Origin of the sequence: Moorena sp. SIO3I8, assembly GCF_010692325.1 — a bacterium.
Classification (GTDB): domain Bacteria; phylum Cyanobacteriota; class Cyanobacteriia; order Cyanobacteriales; family Coleofasciculaceae; genus Moorena.
In genome coordinates, this window is sequence record NZ_JAAHHW010000031.1 from 22055 (window position 1) to 41588 (window position 19534).

Here is a 19534-nt window from a genome sequence, read left to right on the forward strand (position 1 = left end):
GGTTAGCTGGTTGAAAGTGAGCAGGTTCTAGGTTAGCAGGTTCTAGGTGAATAGGTTAACAGCCTTAAGATGAGAAGTCTGATATCAACTAAAAAAATCTCTAACCGTTTAATATTTCACTTTCAATCTGCAACCTTCAACCAGCAACCTTCAACCTCCCAACCTTGGCCTTTGGCCACGCTACGCGAACAACCTTCAACCTCCCAACCTTGGCCTTTGGCCACGCTACGCGAACAACCTTCAACCTCCCAACCTTCAACCTTCAACCTTGGCCTTTGGCCACGCTACGCGAACAACCTTCAACCTCCCAACCTCCCAACCGACTAACCTTGAACTTTTCCCTTGCTATACCAACGAATAAATAATTTCTCCAGCTCAACCCAAACAAATAGTGACGTACTAAAGCCAAGACAGACAGCGAATTCCATGATAGTCAGAGGTTCAGTGCCAAAGAAGTCTTGCAAAAAGGGTACATAGACCAGTAGCAGCTGTAAGAGAGTAGTCACAGTAACTGCCAACAGCAAATAAGGGTTAGAAAATGGGTTTAATTCCAGAGTAATGCGTTTGTTGGAGCGGACTGCGAGGGCGTGGCCCATTTGAGCAATACATAGGGTAGTAAATACCATTGTCTTCCAGTGAGGGAAGTATCCATAGGCAATTGCCATTAAGGTAATGTTGAAAATGGCAAAGACAATACCAATGCGCACCATATAAGACCCCAACCCTCTGGCAAAAATACTTTCCCGAGGACTAAAAGGCGATCGCGTCATCACATCGGGTTCTGCTGGTTCCACAGCTAGGGCAAGAGCGGGTAAACCATCAGTGACTAGGTTCATCCAGAGAATTTGTAAGGGAGTGAGGGGAACATCTGGTAGTCCCATGATCGGGGCTGCGGCAATAGTTAATACCTCACCGATGTTACTGCCCAGGATGTATCTAATAAAGCGACGAATATTGTCATATACTGTCCGACCTTCTTCTGTGGCAGCAACAATGGTGGCAAAGTTGTCATCTAACAGCACCATATCGCTGGCTTCTTTACTGACATCGGTTCCGGTAATTCCCATAGCAATACCAATGTCAGCTTGCTTGAGAGCGGGTGCATCATTCACCCCATCTCCGGTCATGGCAACAAATTTACCCCTACCCTGGAGTGCCTGAACAATTCTGAGTTTGTGTTCCGGAGCAACACGAGCATAAATGCTGACTTGGTCTACCTGTTCCTCTAGATCGAGTTGGGAGAGCTTTTGTAACTGCTGACCAGTCAGTACCTGATCAGTGTGATTGGCAATTCCCAAATCCTGGGCAATCGCTCTAGCGGTAAGTTTATGGTCTCCAGTAATCATAATCGGACGAATTCCAGCATTCCGGCACCGCTGAACTGCTTCTCGTACCTCTGGCCGTGGAGCATCCAACATTCCCACTAACCCCAACCACACCAACCCTTGCTCTAAGGTTTCATGGTCTGCTTCTGGAGCTGATAAGCTATCTAGGGATTTATAGGCAAAACCTAGGACTCGCAAACCAGCCCCTGCCATTTGGTTATTCTGTTCCAAAATCTGTTGCCGCTGGTCTTCTGTCAAGGGTTGACACCCTAGAGTTCCTCCTGCTAAGTCATCATTATGTACTGATGAAGTACAATGCTCTAACACCAATTCTGGAGACCCTTTGGTCAACATCATGTAACCGGTCAGTTGTGGGTTCTCGGTTGTTCGCGTAGCGTGGCCGAAAGGCCAAGGTTGTTCGCCTTTGGGGTTCGAGTAGGCTAGGTTAGCAGGTTCACAGTTATCTGGAGAACTATCCCACTGACAAATCACACTCATACGCTTGCGCTCAGAGGAAAAGGGAATTTCATCCACACGGGAATACTGTTGACTCAGAGGTTCCTTATCCACACCCCCTTTACCAGCCAGAGCAATTAATGCTCCTTCTGTGGGGTCTCCTAAAATCTTCCACTCCCCTTGTTCATACTGCAAGATGGCATCATTACACAGAGCACAAGCTAAAAGTAGGGGTTCTAGTTCAGGATACTGTTCTGTAGTAATGGGCTGATTGTCTAGGAGAAATTCCCCTACAGGTTCATAACCATCCCCAGTCACCTGAATACTAGTGTTGAGGGTATCCACCCGTTGCACAACCATTTTGTTTTGGGTCAGGGTACCAGTTTTATCAGAACAAATGGTAGTGACACTTCCTAAGGTTTCCACAGCTGGTAGTTTGCGAATTAGAGCATGACGGCGTACCATTCTCTGGGTTCCTAGGGCTAAGGTAACAGTCACCACCGCTGGCAAGCCTTCTGGAACTACAGCAACTGCCATACTTAAAGAAACTTCTACCAGTTGTTGGAACACACTCAAGTCCCAACCGCTTACGCCCAAGCCAATGATAATTACTAGTGCTACTAGCAATAGCGAACCCGTCACCAAGACTTTTCCCAGCTGAGACATGCGCTGTTGCAGAGGTGTCGGTTCACTTTCCACCCCTTGTAGCATCTGGGCAATTTTACCCAGTTCCGTATTCATCCCAGTACCAGTAACTAGGACTTTACCTCTGCCTTGGACGACTTCAGTTCCCTGAAAAACTAAATTTATGCGATCGCCTATGGGAGTATCTTCCGATAGCTCTACCTCTACGGTTTTATTGACAGCATTAGCTTCCCCAGTCAGGGCAGATTCTCTGACCTGCAAATTCGATGCCTTGATTAGCCTACCATCTGCTCCAACTTGTACCCCAGCTTCCAGCAACATGATGTCCCCTGGTACAAGCTGTTGACTATCTACCTCTAAGGTACGACCATCCCGCAGCACTCGTACCTTAGGGGATGCCATACTTTTCAGGGCTGCTAGGGCTTTTTCAGCACGGCTTTCTTGGAGATACCCGAGGATGCCATTGAGAATCACGATTGAGAGGATAGCAATCGTATCTTTGAAGGGGAATTCACTCGCCTTTTCTGAGGCTTGTTGCAGATTGATCAGATCTAAAATCCCGGAAACTATCGCTACTGCAATCAGCATCAGCAGCATGATGTCCTTGAATTGATCAAGGAACATTGCCCAGGAACTGCGCTTTGCTTTTTCCTCTAGCTCATTTAAGCCATAGTATTCCAACCGCTGTGATACCTGTTGAGAGGTCAAACCGGCTTGAGGGTCACAGCCGGATTCTGCTAGAGAATTTTCGACAGATTGGGTGTACCACGCTTTTAACGGGTCAGGCAATAAATTAGAATGGGTCAATGGATTCACCGGGAATGTTTGCTTTTAGATGATATTCATTCGATCATAAAAATTTCCTAGGGAGTTTGGAAACCAAGACTATAATCGAATCTAGCGCAGCAACATAGCACCCGATGTAGGAAGTGAACATCTGTTCTTCTATTCAAAGTCTGTATTCTAAAGATAGGCAGTTGGCGCTAATCCTAGTAATTTAGTCAGTATTTGATCAAGTTTTATTGACTGTTGACGCTCACGGTTGCCCATTCACCGTAATCGTCAGAGTTGAAATAGTTTAGTATTGATAGCGAACATTAAAGTAGAAGCCCTCATCCTGGGCATTGTTACTGCGATCATCCAAATCAACCAGAGGAATGCCATAGTCAAGTCGCAGATTAAGCCCTGTCACTGGCTGCACAATTAGCCCTAAGCCAATACCCGCTAAAAACCGTTGTGACGGTAACGTATTAGGATTGTCAGGGTTATTCCAGACATAACCCATGTCGAAAAACGGAATTAGTTGTAATGTGGGGTGATCGTCTACATCTCGATGTAAAGTGATACGGTCTTCAATAGAGAATCGTAATCCATTGTCCCCTGCTCTAATATTTTGACGGTAGCCCCTCAGGGATTGACCACCGCCAAGCAAAAATTGTTGGGGAGGCAATAGGCTATTGGGGGTAAGCTGAACCTCGGTTCCCATAATTAAGAAATTATCCTCTGAGAGAATCTGCAACCGCTGTACTTGGCCTAGCCAGCGAAAAAAGCGTCCATCAGGTATAGGATCGGGGTTGATAGTGGCATCAAACCAGCCAGTTCCCAGACTCAAAAGCGATCGCAAAAACCAAGTTCCCTCCAAATCCCGACGTAGATACTCTTGTTCAAACTTAATCACGCTCAGGGTAGTCGAGCCATTTTGATCTGGACCAAAGCCAAACCCAAGAGGCTCATCACCCAAAAAAGTCTGACCATCTCTATAACTGAACCCTAGAGAAAGAGCAAATTCTTCCCGAGGTGTACGGTACAACGGCTGACGAAATCGAATTTCATACAGCTCAGATTCTCCCTCAATATCAAAAACATTGAATGGTGCTTGAGTCACCCGATTACGGTCGATCACTGTTCGCAGTTCTAAGGTACCATTGCGGGGATTGAGGGGAAAGCGATAGCCAAAATCAAAAATATTAGACCCGCCAGTGGTCGAACGACGATAAGTGAAGGAAATTTCATCCCCATTGCCAGTTAGGTTGAGATGGCGAACATTAAAGCTCATTCGTTCAGAACCAATACTAGGAGGTGAGTAGTTATCAACCCCTACACTTCCTTCAAACGGATTAGCTTCCACAACACGAACAATCAGAATGCTCTGTCCCACTTTTGTTCCTTTGCGCAGGCTGGCTTCTATGCTGTCCAACTTTGGGTCAAGCCGTAACAATCGTAATTGGTTTTCCAAATCAGTAGTATTGAATGGTGTTCCAGTCCCCAACTGGACACGGCTGCGGATATAGTTGGGATTGAGGCGGCGTGTTCCTTCAACTTCGATCTTTTCTATACCCCCTTCTATGACACGAATTGTAACAATGCCCTTGGTAATGTCAATTGTTTGATCGGCAAGAAGAATTGCTCTAGTGTTAATATAGCCCTGCTTGAGGTAAAAGGTGGTAATATCATCCGCGACTTCTCTTAGTTGTTCAATAGTCAGGGAGCGTCCTAGATAGGGTTGTATGATCTGCTGAAACTGCTCTGGTGAAAAGATGGTGCTGCCAATGACTTCGATTTTATCAACTTGAATGGTTTTAGAGTCAAAAGCAGTTAGTCTAGCAGGTGTATTGGGTTTAGTCTCTAGTAGAACTGGTCCTTCTGAATCTGATAGTATGGGCGCTAATAGTTCACCTATCTGATTTTGATAATTTCCATCAACCAATTTTACTGACTCCTGAGCAGTTTTATTCTCCTGCTGCTTAAGCAGAAGGTTACTTGCTCTTAGAGATCTATGATTGCTTGGCAAAGAAGTTAGGGTTACTGCTAGGGCATCATTACAACTGGTCCAGGCAATTATTAAATACAACGGTGTAAATTTATTTTTATTTGATATTAATTTCTTTAATAAATACTTTATAAGCACAATTTTAATTAACATCTGATGCCAAAGCAATCCGATCTTCGAGCGCATCGGGTTTTTTATTCTCCTTGGGTGGGGATATCTGGCTCTTCCGTACCTGTTATGCTAAACTGTTAGCTTTGATGAACTCAAATTACTATCATGTATAGCTTTAAGGTTTTGATAATTATTTTTTACTATAAAATTTTAGCTAAACCCACAACCTCCTTATTGTATCAACAGTTTAGATTGGGTTTGTGATAATTTAGCATACTCAAAACGGAAGAGCCGGATATCTAGGGATTTTGGGTGACAACGAATGGTCCAAACGTAAACGCCACTAAAAAGCCTAACCCTGATTAGTTCAAAAATTACAAAAAACTATCACCATCGTCTCTCGCAGTTATAGCTTATATCAAATTCGTTTAATTACCCATAATCAAAATCTCTACCCTGTCTGACCGTGTGGTGGGTTTTCCGGTGTCAGTCTAGCCCGTGGGTATTCATACCGAGTTGCATTCAAAGATAGTAGATTGGTTGGATAGGGAGATAGGGAGATAGGGAGATAGGGAGATAGGGAGATAGGGAGATAGGGAGATGGGGAGATAGGGAGATAGGGAGATAGGGAGATGGGGAGATGGGGAAATTGGCGGAAGAGAAAGTTGTACGTTTGACCGCAACTTGGTATCAAGCAGACTTGAGATGAGTTGTTATTCTCTTCAAACCACTTGCGATCATAACCAATTAATCACACTTGAGGTGCGACCCGTGGCGAATTTAATAATTAGATGCGGAAAGCACACCTAACTAGTTTGAGCTTCGCGGCTTAAGAGGGATGGGTAAAGGCAAGTTTTGTCAAATTCTTGGCGTGACTAGAACCAGGGAACTGACTCCTATTTTCCCCAAATCCTTTCAGTCCACAACCCACACCCGGTCTAGTTTTTATCCTGCTTGTCACTCCCTCAGGTGCGACCCGTGGCGAATTTAATTCTTAATGGGTCAAGCGCACCTATTGACTCTTGGCAAAAAAATCCCCCGGCTAGTGTCGGGGGAACTCCTTAGAAGTATGAAGTGTGAATTCTCAGGTTATTATAGGCCAATGCTGCTTCTTGAACTATATACAAATAGTTAGTATCTAGCTATACTAACTATTAGATTATTGGTATCAAAAGCTACAACTGATCCTGGTAACTATAAAACTTTGATATTATAGCATATTTATGTTTGACTTTATCGAACCCATAAATACAAGGAGATTCAGAACCGATACTTTTTAGCTACCAAAGTCTACCAAGAGAAACTTTAGCCCGCCAATGCAAGCTGATTGCTCAGCCAGGGGGTATCTCCCAAAGCACGAAGAAATATTCCTCGTGCGCCATCATAAAAGTGCGTCAACCAGATCCAATGTCACTACAAAACCCTTGGTTTTCGGGAAATTTATTTAATTGTGAGACAAGGTCATGGCACTAATTTCATAGTTAAAGTATAGCAAATTACTTGAGGTTTTGGCAAGCTTTGTGATACTTTTGCCTACTGTCTACTAACCTCATCAACCCTGAGTCGTTGAACTGCTAATGGTATCGTACCATAGAAGCTGACGCTTCGCTTCGGTAAAAGCTGGTTTGGCTGACCCCACCCAACTTATAAAGTATAGGTGTAAATTATGGGTGGGGACTGCACTCACAAATTTTCTTCAACTGAACACGATATCAGTATGGCATGATGGCTTCTCGCGGATTAACTTCATATGGATTGAGCGAGTTTCCTTGCCATCCACTGACACTGCCATGATTGGGTAGTCAATCACACCATCCTGGAAAGACATCTGGAAGCTGAAGGTACCGTCTGGGTTAATCTTAATCGGACGTCCATCAATAGTAAGGGAAGCACGAGGATCAGTGGTACCATGGATAATTAGCTCAGCATCTACGACTAAGGACAATTCCGGAGAACGAGCGGGGGGAGCAGAAGCATTGAAACCAGCTCCCGACATATTTGGAGAAACCCACTTACCAATACCCGAAGGGAAAGCATTGGAACTTATTACTGACCTTGGTAGTTGCTGCATAGAACTATAAAGAGAACCAGCTACTCCCTCAGCTTCCACAGATTGAGTCATGCCAAAGATTTCCCCATAGATAGGTCGATCAGGAATTTCCGAGCTACTCCCATTAGCTGTCTGGCTAGGCGGCACAAGTTTTAGGACAGTCTTACCCTGTAGATTATCATCCCAGTTGACCGTGACGAATTGGTCTTCCATCCATTTAGAGGGATAGGCAGGGGGAACATGGATAGGTGCTGAACGGGCAAGAACTAGCCATTGACCATCTTCACAGCGATAACCAATTTCAACTACATAGTCGCGATCGCTAACTGGCATGGGTAGATACCATTCTCGCGCTAGCTCATCACAGGGATATTCTTGGATACTATGGGGACTTTGATAATCCAGTTTGATTGCGGTAACATCATAGAGCCTTAGAGCGAGTTGTTGACCTCCATGAGAGCGCAGTTCTTGTTTATGTTCATAGGGAATATCCCAATAGGCATAAGACCAATGTGGATCACGAGGCATTAGGACAATCCGGCTTTCACCATAACCTTCTGGTAGCTCTGCTAATCCCTCATCAACAGAAACTAGAGTATCACTAGTCGGCTCTTCTTGAGCTAATTCAAACTTGGTTGATTCCACATTCGGTTGTGCCTCAATTATCGGCGATGGAGTGGTAGACCTTTTGTGACGTTCTATTGCTTGAATTTCCGCCAATAAGCGTGCTTTCCGCATTCTACTGTATCGAGATATACCATATTCACTCGCGACTCTACGTAATTGCCGTAGAGTCATTTCTTCTAGGGGAGTTCCTTCTTTTGCCATGATTTATGTTCTATACGTTGTTAGGTTGCCTGATAGATTACTGATGTCAATCTTGAGGTGCGACCCGTGATGGCGAGCAATCCCTTGACCGTAGGTCACGCTACGCGAACGCCATTACGGAAAGCGCACCTAATTAAAAAAAGTTTTGGTTGCTATGAAACTTACCATTAGGTCAGACCTGACTAAAGTTTTTATCCTTCTTGATTCCCAGACTTTAATGGAAATTGCCCGTCTACCCTTGCGACACTTCAGTTATTTTTTATACCAACAATATGCTCAAGTCAGCCATCGATAATTTGGTGAAATACTAACAAACCAACATTTTTATGGGATCCTCTGATCAACTATATATAACAAGGAATTTTTTGGTCAGGTCAAGGGGTAAATCAGGCGATTTTCGGTAAATTCACGCATTTACCAGAAAATATGGACTCAAAATGTCATGAAATTATCACATCACTCCTCAGGTGCGACCCGAACGCGCCCCGCGTCGGCTTTGCGGAAAGGCGCGACCCTAGGCCGGGTTCCCCGGCCTAGGAGGCGCGCACCAAAGCGCGAATTTAATTCTTAATAGGTCAAGCGCACCTAAGGACTCAGTCATCAATATTATCAAGTTAGGCACCATCAGTAATCCGTCGCCAATAAGGATGAAGCTCTGATCTACTTATCCAAGACACTTTTCATTAATCATTTATCTCTCAGCCTTAATGAGGATAAGCAAGACTATTTGGCTGCTTTCCTCAAGGTGAGCGAAGCGTGGCAAGGCAAAGCTAATCGCATCATCAATCATCGACAGGAATAATCATTAGTTTTCCCTTTTCTTTTCGACAGGAATTAACTGGTCAGATATGTTTTTAGTTATCTTACCATCCAACCCTTAATTAACCACTGACCCCCTTGGCGTACTAACTCATACTTGACTCTTAAGTTGTCATTACTCGAAGCTGCCGGACTCAGAATACCATCTTGATATACCTTTGCTTCCTCCTTGACCGCAGCATCTATCACAGCTTGATTAGGATTCGATGTGTTAGTCTCAACTGAGTTAATTTTGACGCTGTGCTTGTAGAACCGGTAAGAGTTATTGTTTTTAGCCGCTTTAGCACTTTTTCGCCAGACAGACAGAGCTGGCTCAGCTAATATTTTATTAAGTTGCCCTACGTCATGTTTTTCTCCAAAGGCAAGTTTCTTAGTGTTTAGCCAGGTTTCGATGACTTGCTGAGCCGTTTCTTGATTTAGAGGACCACTTGGAGCGATCAGCTCACTGCCGCTCGGAGGAATCGGGACTGGAGGTTGGTCAAGCTGCACAAAAGCTTGTTCTCCCTCTAAGGGTGGTGTTGACAAACTTTTAAGAGCTTTATTGAGCAAAATCAGCAGGATGCCCAGTCCTAGCAAACCTAAAAGACTCAGGAAAATCAGACGTCTTAGTTTAGTCCCTGGTTTGAATCGCTCTGGTGAAGGTTCCATAGGATCAGGGGATGAATGATTCAGACTGCTCCGCTGACTTGAGGAGTCTTTGACCAAAGAACCGCCTCTAGACCAACCACCTGAGGCAGTTGAATTTTGACTATCGAGGGTTTTGCCTGACTTGCCCCCACCCATAAAACTACCTAAGGATTGACGCCTACGACGCCGCCCATGACTCCGCAAGCCTGTGGTTTTTGACTCTAAGTCCTGATGAGTTTGTGCTTCTGAGCCATTTGATGAGTGGGACATCCCTTGAGCTGTAGGCAAAGTTGATACCCCATTAGTGGTGAAGCGATCGCTATTGACCCTGCTTTGACTAACACCGTTTGCCAACGCCCCACTTGGCCACCTTGACCCCACCGTTACTGGTTCTGCCGTTGTCTGTGAGCCTTGGCCATTGCTGAATCTCTCTTGCCCCAGGATGCTTTTAGAAGAGCCTACCGTTGCATAGCTGGTTGTTTGGGAAGGTACAACCGTCCACTGATTGCTAGTTTCCTCAGATGAATCTGGTAAATTTTCTAGATAGGCTTGTACTTGATCATCAGCAAAGTATTCCTTCAAAGAGACCTTTTGATTCGCCAAATCCCGGAAGTGGGGAAATACAGATTCTTGTAGCCAACGCTCTCCGTAGAGGCATAATCCTGGCAATAAGTCTGGGGAATTTTGAGAATGTTCCCGAATGAAAGCTAGAGGTTCGTATTCCTGGCTCAGTTCCAAGGCACGACTGGCTTCTTCCGTTTGGCCGAGAAGCAGAGCACACACCCCTTGTTCTAGGTGAACATCCTGCCGCTTACCCAAACGCATCAGCATTTTCTTGGCACGAGCAATCAAAGCTGGTTCTCTGTGAGCAAATCCCCTTGCTAGTAAGGCGTAAACAGCTAGGTATGTAGCAACTGCTGAAGGGCGTCGTGCTTCAGCTTCAAATAAGGTTTGCTGTTGGTTGGAGGTAAGATAGCCTCGCAACTGTTGGATAAAGCGGAGAAAGTCATCAATCCCTAAACCAGATTGGTCATTACCAGTGCCATCGATACCTCGACGCTCCTGTAACATTTCTTGGAGCAACCGCAAGCCTTTGCGCCGCTCAATGGCTTTTTCTTCTGGCAGGGCTAATAATTCTAAAATCCGATAAGGGCGAAGTTTATAGAGGTCTGCCTGGATTTCCCCTCGAACACTCGGAAATAAGCCTTCTTGTAGAAGTAATTGTTGTCCAGTTTCTAGGGACATAGCTGCGTTTTCATACTCCGCTTGCTGCCATTGCTCTCGACCTAGCTCTAAGCAGGCAATAGCTAAGGTCAAAACCACGTCGGGTTGAACAAGTTGGGGATCCCCCAATTTCCCCTGACTTAATCCAACGCTGTCACCTTTTTCCAGTAACGGTTGCGCCAGTTTTAGAACCAGTTCGTATTCCCCAAGTTCTTGAAGAATCAGTAAGCTTCCGAGTAATTGGTCGTTCTCAATTTCAATCGTAGGAGTGTGAGCTTCGACGGTTTCACCTGTTACTGTTTGATTAGTACCAGGAGCACCCGCCACTGATGGGTGTTGCTCTTGGAGTTGATAAGCTTTGGCAATCAAGCCAGCATCATACTCCTCTCTTGTTTCGGGGTCACTCAAAACCCCGTAGGCTTTTTCAAGGAGTGTTTTACGAGAGGCTATTGCTGCTTCCGAATATTCTCGGCGCGGTAGTTGTAAGGTACGATCACGATAGGCTTGGCTGAGCTGTTGGGCTGTAGCCTGAATCGGCAATCCTAATATGCGGTAGTAATCGAGCGGAATGCGCACGGTTCACTTCCCCAGCTTTTCGAGCAACTGAATGAGTTGATGATAGCCCATATCGTACTCCCTAAACTGGCTATAGCTATTCATCTGTCATTGTCAAAGACACAGTATCGCAGCTAACCGGTTTTGTCGAGTCCCTAAACACTATTAATTCTAGCAACTAGGGTGGATCATCTCCTTTAATTAACTTTAATTAAACTAAAGAGTATTGGTTGTCAAGCAGTAGTGTGATTTTAACTCAAGTCAACTTGACCTAACTATTCCCTCCAGGCTTGACCTAGAAGAGAAATCCTGGAAGATAAACCCTGTAGGCTTGAGTCAAACTTTATGATAGCTTTGCTTAAATTGGGTAAACAAGTAGTTTGGCGAAATGCCAGTATAGTGTTGGGACAAGTATAGGACAAATTAATGGCTCAGGAAAGAACTTTACCTAAAGTAGAGGATTATAGCCCCATTACCAGCGCAGAAGGATTACTACTTTACGAGGATATGGTGCTCGGGCGCTTTTTTGAGGACAAATGTGCTGAAATGTACTATCGGGGCAAAATGTTTGGTTTTGTCCACCTCTACAACGGTCAAGAGGCAGTGTCAACAGGAGTCATCAAGGCGTTGCGTATTGGTGAAGACTTTGTTAGTAGCACCTATCGTGACCACGTCCATGCCTTAAGTGCAGGAGTGCCAGCACGGGAAGTGATGGCAGAGTTATTTGGCAAAGCAACAGGCTGCAGCAAGGGACGCGGTGGTTCAATGCATATGTTCTCACAAGAACATAATCTCCTAGGAGGTTATGCCTTTGTAGCTGAGGGAATTCCTGTTGCCACCGGTAGTGCTTTCCAAAGTAAATACCGTCGCGAAGCCTTGGGGGATGAGAGTGCTGATCAAGTCACCGTTTGCTTTTTTGGTGATGGAGCTTGCAATAATGGTCAGTTCTTTGAATGTTTGAATATGGCAGCCCTTTGGAAACTGCCCGTTATCTATGTGGTGGAAAACAACAAGTGGGCAATTGGGATGGCTCATGAACGGGCAACATCCCAGCCAGAAATTTATAAAAAAGCCAGTGTATTTGGCATGGCTGGAGTAGAAGTCGATGGGATGGATGTAATGGCTGTCAGAACTGTTGCCCAAGAAGCGATCGCTCGGGCTCGTGCAGGAGAAGGCCCAACCCTAATTGAAGCCCTGACCTACCGCTTCCGAGGTCACTCTCTGGCTGACCCCGATGAACTCCGCTCCAAAGAAGAGAAGGAATTCTGGTTAACTCGCGATCCCATTAAAAAGATGGCAAGTTACCTGACAGAAAATAATCTAGCTACTGCCGAAGAACTCAAAGCCATTGAGAGCAAAATCCAGGACGTCATTAATGATGCAGTTGAGTTTGCCCAAGCCAGTCCTGAACCTGACCCTAGCGAACTACATCGCTATGTTTTTGCTGAGGATTAGTTAACTGAAGTAGCAAGTGTGAACTATGAAATACTTCACACTTTCTTAGTCACGGTCTCAATCCTAGGAGTGCCATCGGCTTGTACCCAGGCAATGTAGGTGATACCGTGACCCAGGGCGTATTCTCTAATTTGTGCTGGTGAGCGTCCCCCTAAATCCATCTCTACCCTGACCAAATGCTCAGAATCTCTAAGTTTCTGGGCATAGGTAAAAGCCACTGCCTCAGCCTCGGGAAATTCTGGCACCACTAACCAATCACTAGCTGGTGTCTGGGTGGGTAATTGATTACTGGAAAGTAAGACATAATGAAGGTCTTCTAGGTTGAGGCAAAAACCAATTCCAGGGTAGGCTTCTCCTTGAGGATGATATAGACTCAGCAATTGATCGTAGCGCCCTCCCTGACCTAAAACTCGGCTAGAGCCCTCGCTACTACTGACTACTTCAAAGACAATACCAGTGTAATAGTCAAAGGTTTGTACTAAGGTCAAGTCGAGAACGATCGGTAAGGGGCTAGCCGAACTACTATTTAAAAGTTCCACCAGGGATTTGAGATTGGTCACAATCTCGTGTTCCGACGAGTCTAAATCAAAACTAGCAACCTTTTGCAAAACATCAGCAGGGTCTCCCCTTAGGTCAAAAAGAAACAATGCTCGTTCCCGTAATTCTGGGGATAGGGGTAATGTTTCTAGGGTAACCCGGTCAAGATAGGCAATGGCTTTACGAACCTTTTCTTGCATAGGTTTAGGGAAGGGAGACAAAAGCGATCGCGTTAGCCGAGCTTCCCCCAAAATCAGGTGCCACTGCTGCAACCCTAAATTATTAAGACAATCGGCTAGCAACAGCAGAATTTCCCCATCTGCCAACAGCCCACCAACTCCCAATAATTCTACCCCCGACTGGTAAAACTCTAGTTGACGTCCGTGGTTACCTATAGTTGGTCGTCGAAATACATTGGCATTGTAATAGAGTCGCTGGGGTAAAGATAGGCAGGCTTCACTATTACTGCCAGCAATACGACTAACCATTGCTCTGGCTATGGATGCTGTTAATTCTGGACGCAGCCCCAGGGTTCCTTCCTCAGCATCGTGCAACTGAATAACCGTGGAACGTTCGACAGCTCCTCCTGCCATCAGAGTATCCAACCATTCTAGGGTTGATGTGATAATCCGGTGGTAACTCCAGCGGTGAAATACTTGCTGTAAGTGGTTAGCAATCCAGCGTTTTTGGGTAACTTCTAGGGGAAGTAAATCCCTTGCCCCTGGGGGTGGTTGATGAATCATTACTTTTTCTTTCCACCAAATAAACCACCAAATAAGCCACCACCAGATTTATTGGAAGGTTTCCCTTTAGCTGCTTGAGGCGAAACCTTTGGTTGGCTACCGCCACTTTTCGGGGTTAATTCATTGAGAATCTGTTTCGCCTTCAATGCTTTTTCGTTCTGAGGGTTCAATTGCAACGCCTTATTAATGTGTACTTTAGCCATTGTCCCCTTATTTTGCTTCAAATAAGCAATTCCCAATAAACTATGGCAGTCGCTATTGTTTTGGTCCAACTTCAGAGCTTCTCGCAACTCCAGAACTGCCGCAGCAAAATTGTTCTTCACCAAATATCCTTCAGCACGCCGGATATAGCTATCCACTCGTGATACTCCCTTAGTCCCAACGGACCCTCCCTGTGATGTTGCACCGGTAGTAGTCTGACTATTTGGCTGGGTCACACCAGTTGCTTGAGTTTTCACAGGGGTTGATACAGGAGTTTTTACCGTTTCGCCCTTACCACTTTTACACATCAAATAAACTAGGTTAAGTTCACTGATTTCGGCAATTTTTGCCAAGGCTTGGTCAAGGGCTTGGTATTGCTCTGATGCTAGGTGGTCAACTGAGGTTCTGTAAAGATTATCTAAATTTGCCCCTGCTTGTAATAATTGCTTAGCCGTTGCGCTAGCCAGGGAAATTTTATCTCCTTGAGCCCCTAACTGCTTACTCAAGTGGCTTAGACTAGCAGCATAGTCACGATGACCTCGGGATAGCTGTTCATAAGCAGGATTAACCAGCCGTGTTAACAGCAGATTTGCTTGATTTTTTTCCACTTCGGTACTGGCTTTGCAACTGTCGGGATGCAAACGTCTAGCAATTTGAAGGTACCTTTTACGGACTGCCTTAACATCCGCATCAACTGGAATTCCTAAAACTGCGTGGTAGTCAGTGAAATCAAGCTTGAAGAGTCCGTATTCAATTTTCAAAGACATAGGCAACTGTCCCATCTCAACTGCTGCAAGGCTCGTTTCTAGTATCTCTTAGATTAGAGAATCTAGGTTTGTTTGGGTAATAAAAAGCAGCTGCTTCTTCAACGAAGCAGCTGTAACTAGCTAATGGTGCGACCATAACGCGCACCGCGTCGGCTTTGCCGAAAGGCGCGCCCAAAGCGGTGCGAATTTAATTCTTAATGGTAAGAGCGCACCTATAGTGCAACATTTAACCTGTACAAACCTACTCACAAGCAGATAGGACGATGGTATAGCATTAGTTAAAACTAATGGTTGTTGCCGACAAAGCAATGCCAAAAGCATTGCGCTAATTTTCTTAATGGAGGCTCTGGTGCCTACTCTCAAACCGCACTGTAACTTCACTCAGTCCATTATTTTACGTCGCTTAACTTACGACCAGCTGCCAAGGCTTTTAGTTCTTCGTTTGGCGGTAGTGTTCCCTTGTTAAACAAGTTACTAACTTAGTTGATTATAAAACAGTAGATAATGTTTGACAAGGTTTAGAGAGCTATAAGGCTAATAGTTGCACCTCCAATTAGAGTACTTTAATTAATTCCGTAAGCTTTAGTAATCAAAATCTCCACCCATACCAGCACCAGCAGGAGCATTGTCCTTAGGCTCAGGCTTGTCTACCACAATACACTCAGTGGTCAACACCATACCTGCGATGGAAGCGGCATTTTGGAGAGCAGAACGAGTTACCTTAGCCGGGTCAACGATACCAGCTTCAAACATATCTACAAACTCACCATTGGAAGCATTGTAGCCAACGTTAAATTCTTTTTCTTTAACTCGCTCAGCGATCACCGCACCATTCTGACCAGCGTTCTGGGCAATTCGCTTCAGAGGTGAAGACAAGGCACGAGAAACAATCATAGCACCGGTAAGTTCTTCAGCCTTAAGGTTCTCGTTTGCCCAAGTTTCTAGGTCAGGAGTCAGGTGAGCTAGAGTTGTGCCACCACCAGGGACAATACCTTCTTCCACAGCTGCCTTGGTAGCGTTGATGGCATCTTCCAAACGCAGCTTGCGGTCTTTCATTTCCGTTTCTGTCGCAGCACCCACTTTAATCACTGCGACACCACCAGCCAGCTTAGCTAATCGCTCTTGCAGTTTTTCTTTGTCGTAGGAAGAATCGCTTTCGTCCATCTGACGGCGGATTTGGTCACAACGACCCTTCACTGCATTTTCGTTACCTTCAGCAACGATAGTAGTGTTGTCCTTAGTTATGGTCACACGACGGGATTTACCCAGCATTTCCAGCTTGGCGTTGTCAAGCTTTAGACCTGCATCTTCGGTGATTACTTGTGCACCAGTTAGGGTAGCAATGTCCTCCAGCATAGCTTTACGGCGATCGCCAAAGCCAGGAGCCTTGACAGCTGCTACATTCAAAACACCCCGTAGGCGGTTGACCACCAAGGTTGCCAGGGCTTCTTTCTCAATGTCCTCAGCAATAATCAGTAACGGCTTGCCAGAACGAGCCACTTGCTCGAGTACTGGCACCAGGTCTTGTACCAGGGTAATTTTCTTGTCAGTGAGCAGGAGGTGAGGTTCTTCTAGAACTGCTTCCATCCGCTCAGTGTCAGTAGCAAAGTAGGGAGAGATATAGCCTTTGTCAAAGCGCATCCCTTCGGTAATTTCTAGTTCAGTGGTCATAGACTTCCCTTCTTCAAGGGAAATCACGCCCTCTTTGCCCACTTTGTCCATTGCGTCAGCAATCATCTGACCAACAGTCTCATCGTTACCCGCAGAGATAGAACCAACTTGGGCAACGGCTTTAGAGTCTTCTACTGAACGGGCATGTTGAGCAATCTTGTCTACCAGAAACGCAGTAGCTTTATCAATACCCCGCTTCAACGCGATTGGGTTAGCACCCGCAGCAACGTTGCGCAAGCCTTCTTTGACCACAGCATGAGCTAGTACTGTAGCTGTTGTAGTCCCATCACCAGCAGCATCATTGGTTTTTGAAGCTGCTTGCCGAATCAGAGAAACACCAGTGTTTTCAATGTGGTCTTCCAGTTCAATTTCTTTAGCAATGGTGACACCGTCATTAACAATTTGAGGAGCACCAAACTTCTTCTCTAACACTACGTTGCGACCTTTTGGTCCAAGCGTGACAGCTACAGCTTCAGTCAGAGTGTCCATTCCCTTTTCTAGGGCGCGACGAGCATTTTCGTTGTAAATAATGCGCTTAGCCATAGGTTTTGAATTCAGTTCCTAAGGGTTATTAAGGTTGAAGGTAAAAGGTTGAAGGTAAAAGGTTGAAAATTTAAGGGTTCAACTTGTTTGCTGTTTACTCACCTTCAAGGTGTTAGCTGACGACTGCCAAGATGTCTTTCTCTGACAACAAAACGTACTCTTCGTTGCCTAACTTAATATCGGTACCAGCGTACTTGGAGTAAAGTACCTTGTCCCCTACTTTGACTTCGAGAGCAGCGTGAGAACCATCATCGTTCCGCTTCCCAGGTCCGGTCGCTACAATTTCCCCAACTTGAGGCTTTTCCTTAGCGTTATCCGGTAGTAGGATACCGCCAGCAGTTTTTTCTTCAGCGGCGCTTACCTTAACAAAAACTCGATCCCCTAAGGGCTTAACGGTGGAAACACTCAGAGTTACAGCTGCCATATCAGTTTTTCCTCTCTAGTTCATCTGATTCATCTGAGCCGATTTAGCACTCTCAGCTCCTGAGTGCTAATTTACTCAAAATCAGCAAGAGATGGCAATAAATACCTCTGTACGGGTTCCCGAACTCATAGTAGGTTAACAGATGGCGAATGCACGGATGATATAGCTTTGGGTTATTATCTGTGTATCCGTATCGGTATGGTGTAGCTTGTACCTGTTTCATCTAAGGTTTGACCTTAGTCCCAGGAATTGATTAAAAAACCAGAACTACAACCCATCGACTGCTGACCACTGATCACTAAAACCAGCAAATAGATATAACAGATATATTCTTACTCTCGTCCTTTCGACTCATCCTCACACAACAAAAGCCCTAAAACTCATGCCAGCAGACAAAACTGAGCCTGAAGCTACCCCATCTAATTCTGATAATTCTGATAATTCTGATAATTCTGACACTTCGACTCTCGGAGAATCGGAACAACTTACCCTAGCCGCTAACGTAAAGAGCTTAGGACTTAATCAAATTCAGCGCCACATTTTCTTGTGTGCTGATCAAACTAAACCGAAATGCTGCTCAAAAAAAATTAGCCTTGAATCCTGGGAATATCTTAAAAAACGCCTAAAAGAGCTAAAACTAGACCAGCCCAAGGAGGTTGAGCCAAGTTGCATTTTTCGCACCAAGGCTAATTGTCTGCGAGTCTGTACCTCTGGTCCTGTGATGGTAGTTTACCCAGATGGTGTTTGGTATCACCATGCTACCCCTGAGGTAATTGAACGCATTATTCAAGAGCATATTATTGGCAACCAAGTTTTAGAAGACTATGCTTTTTTAGTTCATCCTTTGCCAGAAACTCTTCAAGCATCTGCTTCAGACTACCAGGCAATGGCAGCAAATGGTACCCAACCCCAACCAGGTTAAGATCCTTTTCCTTACCAACCCTAATTATGGTGAGGTAGGATTATTGGTTGGAGAGTTAAAGCAGCTTGGTAACTTCCAGGCATAAGAAAAGGCAAGAGGTACTACCACTATTAATAAAATTAAGCAAGCAAAGTATAACAAACGTTACAGTTATGAAGGACAATGCTGTAAGAGAGCAAAAAAAACTGCTGCTGATTGATGATGACCCCAACCTCATATTGTTAGTCAAGGACTACCTCGAGTTTCAGGGATACGAAGTGATTACTGCTGAACATGGGAAAGAAGCTCTGGACATTTTAGAGCAGGATATTCCTGATATGATTATCTGTGACGTAATGATGCCAGAGATGGACGGCTATACCCTGGTAGAAAAGGTCAGAGATGATTCTCGCACCAGCTGGATTCCCATACTCTTTCTCTCAGCCAAGGGTCAAAGCCAAGATCGCGTAAAGGGTCTTAATAAAGGTGCGGATGTTTATATGGTGAAGCCCTTTGAGCCAGAAGAACTGGTAGCACAGGTGGAATCCTCCCTCAAGCAAGCGTCTCGTCTAATCCTTCACTCAGGTTCTGGTCCAGACAGCACACCCAAAATTAAAGTTCCTTACGATGTTGAGTTGACTCCTACTGAGCTAAAGGTTGTCCAGCACGTGGCAAGAGGTATGGCAAATCGGGAAATAGCTGAGAAACTGAATGTTTCTCAGCGCACCATAGAAAGCCATGTATCGAACATGCTAGGGAAAACTGGTCTCCATAACCGTACTGAATTAGCTCGTTGGGCAATTGAAAATAGTATGGCATAACGCTCCGTACGCTGATTGGTAAATCCTAGAAAGCCAACCTTGACCATTCACTAATCACACA

The 19534-nt window shown here is 45.1% G+C and carries 13 protein-coding genes; 4 read left to right on the forward strand and 9 right to left on the reverse strand.

Features of this window, described 5'->3' with window-relative positions; all coding sequences use genetic code 11:
* Window positions 1-69 precede the first annotated feature (69 nt).
* Window positions 70-327 carry a hypothetical protein gene (locus F6K51_RS14600; RefSeq protein WP_293021297.1) on the forward strand — a complete coding sequence of 86 codons (258 nt, stop codon included), beginning with the start codon at window positions 70-72 and terminating at the stop codon, window positions 325-327.
* Here the strand turns inward: F6K51_RS14600 and F6K51_RS14605 are convergent.
* The 5 genes from F6K51_RS14605 to F6K51_RS14625 all read right to left on the reverse strand — a co-directional run bounded on the left by F6K51_RS14605 (window position 324) and on the right by F6K51_RS14625 (window position 11431).
* Window positions 324-3242: a cation-translocating P-type ATPase gene (locus F6K51_RS14605; RefSeq protein WP_293021298.1), complete on the reverse strand. Its 2919-nt coding sequence runs from the start codon at window positions 3240-3242 to the stop codon at window positions 324-326. The two genes, F6K51_RS14600 and F6K51_RS14605, sit on opposite strands and share 4 nt — an antisense overlap.
* Before the next feature lie 262 nt (window positions 3243-3504).
* Window positions 3505-5277 (reverse strand): ShlB/FhaC/HecB family hemolysin secretion/activation protein, encoded by a 1773-nt coding sequence (locus F6K51_RS14610; protein ID WP_293021299.1) that lies wholly within the window; start codon window positions 5275-5277, stop codon window positions 3505-3507.
* 481 nt (window positions 5278-5758) lie between these two features.
* Window positions 5759-6001, reverse strand: a complete 243-nt coding sequence (locus F6K51_RS14615) for a hypothetical protein (RefSeq protein WP_293021301.1) — start codon at window positions 5999-6001, stop codon at window positions 5759-5761.
* 1002 nt (window positions 6002-7003) lie between these two features.
* Window positions 7004-8185: a DUF4912 domain-containing protein gene (locus F6K51_RS14620; RefSeq protein WP_293021302.1), complete on the reverse strand. Its 1182-nt coding sequence runs from the start codon at window positions 8183-8185 to the stop codon at window positions 7004-7006.
* 858 nt (window positions 8186-9043) lie between these two features.
* Complete coding sequence (locus tag F6K51_RS14625; protein ID WP_293021303.1) at window positions 9044-11431, reverse strand: IMS domain-containing protein; 2388 nt, start codon at window positions 11429-11431, stop codon at window positions 9044-9046.
* A gap of 405 nt (window positions 11432-11836) precedes the next feature.
* On the opposite strand from F6K51_RS14625, the gene pdhA reads away from it, so the two are divergent.
* Window positions 11837-12865, forward strand: a complete 1029-nt coding sequence (gene pdhA, locus F6K51_RS14630) for a pyruvate dehydrogenase (acetyl-transferring) E1 component subunit alpha (RefSeq protein WP_293021304.1) — start codon at window positions 11837-11839, stop codon at window positions 12863-12865.
* 35 nt (window positions 12866-12900) lie between these two features.
* On the opposite strand, the gene F6K51_RS14635 is transcribed toward pdhA, so the two are convergent.
* The 4 genes from F6K51_RS14635 to groES all read right to left on the reverse strand — a co-directional run bounded on the left by F6K51_RS14635 (window position 12901) and on the right by groES (window position 17751).
* Entirely contained in the window at window positions 12901-14145 is a 1245-nt protein-coding gene (locus F6K51_RS14635) for an ATP phosphoribosyltransferase regulatory subunit (RefSeq protein ID WP_293021306.1), read from the reverse strand.
* Window positions 14145-15128, reverse strand: a complete 984-nt coding sequence (locus tag F6K51_RS14640; protein ID WP_293021307.1) for a DnaJ domain-containing protein — start codon at window positions 15126-15128, stop codon at window positions 14145-14147. The genes F6K51_RS14635 and F6K51_RS14640 overlap by 1 nt, the downstream gene beginning before the upstream one ends.
* 567 nt (window positions 15129-15695) lie before the next feature.
* A complete protein-coding gene (gene groL / locus F6K51_RS14645) occupies window positions 15696-17327 on the reverse strand; it encodes a chaperonin GroEL (RefSeq protein WP_293021309.1) in 1632 nt (543 codons plus the stop codon).
* 112 nt (window positions 17328-17439) lie between these two features.
* Window positions 17440-17751, reverse strand: coding sequence for a co-chaperone GroES (gene groES / locus F6K51_RS14650; RefSeq protein ID WP_008180318.1), 312 nt, complete (start codon window positions 17749-17751; stop codon window positions 17440-17442).
* Between the two features lie 382 nt (window positions 17752-18133).
* Between groES and F6K51_RS14655 the strand changes: the two genes are divergently transcribed.
* Together F6K51_RS14655 and F6K51_RS14660 are read left to right on the forward strand one after the other, a co-directional pair.
* Window positions 18134-18673, forward strand: coding sequence for a ferredoxin (locus F6K51_RS14655; protein ID WP_293021312.1), 540 nt, complete (start codon window positions 18134-18136; stop codon window positions 18671-18673).
* Between the two features lie 152 nt (window positions 18674-18825).
* On the forward strand, window positions 18826-19473 hold the full coding sequence (locus tag F6K51_RS14660) for a response regulator transcription factor (protein ID WP_293021314.1): 648 nt from the start codon (window positions 18826-18828) through the stop codon (window positions 19471-19473).
* Window positions 19474-19534: the final 61 nt, after the last annotated feature.